1 protein-coding gene is annotated in these 1187 nt (G+C 71.6%); it reads right to left on the bottom strand.

Annotation, left to right across the window (positions count from 1 at the left end; translation table 11 throughout):
* Nucleotides 1-883: SPDY domain-containing protein (locus FOE67_RS26225; protein WP_323385555.1), on the bottom strand; the 883-nt coding region annotated here is incomplete at its 3' end.
* Nucleotides 884-1187 lie beyond the last annotated feature (304 nt).

Here is a 1187-nt window from a genome sequence, read left to right as displayed (position 1 = left end):
TAGAGAAGCAAGGGAGAACGGCGGCTGTTTGTTCAGGAGCGGCGTAGCCGGTCTGCGCGGTGGTGGTGCGGATGCGAGCGGCGTTCGCGCAGGCGCTGCCCTGGCCCCGGGAAGCCCGCCGGAGGGCCGCGCTGACGGCGGTCCGCCGGACATCGAGGGGTGTGGGAGCACGGGGTGCGGATGCGGTTTCCGGGGCGACAGGGGCAAGGCGTACGAGGTGCTCGATGCGGCGATTGATCATGCCCCGCGTACGGACGACGGGAGCGGGGTCGGCCAGCGCGGCGGCGGAGGCGGCGATCAGGTGGGTGGGAGTGCGGGCGGTGAAGGTCGCTTCGGCGCGGGTGCCCCAGCCGGGCGGCCCTGCCCATAGGACCCACGGCTCCTCGGAGGGGGCGGAGAAAGACCTGTCGAGTGCGAGGCCCGCCAGTTCGTCGGGGGCGGTGAGTTCGACGGTGCTTCGGTCCGGGGTGCTGAGAGTCCAGTCGGAGGTGGCCGGTGAACGGACGCTCTCGGACCAATGAGGCGAGGTGGGGCGGAGGAAGTCGTCATTGCCCTCGGACCAATCGTCGGCCAGGGCGCGGGTGAAGCCCGCGACGATCTCGGGCGGCATGTTCTGGTTGAAGGTGGCGACCCACCGTGGGGTGGATACGGCGTCTTCCGCCGCGGTGATCTTCCACAGGTCGTAGTCGTCGCCGAACCAGCCGATGCGGATGCGATGGTCCGGGGACGTGACGAGTAGCTGACAGGGTCCGTCGTCCGGGTAGTGGTGGGGCCAATGGGCTACCGGCTCGAAACCGGCGTCGCCGGTCCCGCCGGAACCGGCGAGGTAGCGGGGGGTGACGTGGTACTCGCGGAAGTGGTCGTCATCGGGCTCGTACGGCACGGGTGGTGGTCCTTCGGAAGAGCGACACCGGGACGGCATGGCAGGGGAAGGGGGAAGCGCGCGGCCCGAGCGGCCCGGCTCGCGCACAGGTGGTGCCGCGGGCCGGAGCCGCCGGGTCCGAAAGCCGATGCGGATGCCGTCTGGCGGAGGGGGTTGACCATGGCGGCAGCGAACGGGAGGTCTCGTGTCGGGTGCCGTCATCACACGCGCCTGGCCGGGGAGGTATGGGCGATCGGGGAAACGCCCGGCCGTCCGGAGGCGGGTGGCTCCGCCGTGAGGGGTGGGGTGGCGCGGAGGTGGGGTG

The sequence above is a fragment of the Streptomyces calidiresistens genome, from assembly GCF_014141525.1.
In the GTDB taxonomy this organism is placed as follows: Bacteria; Actinomycetota; Actinomycetes; order Streptomycetales; family Streptomycetaceae; genus Streptomyces; species Streptomyces calidiresistens.
Note: the sequence above shows the minus strand (reverse complement) of the source record. Positions and strands in the feature narration are given on the sequence as shown.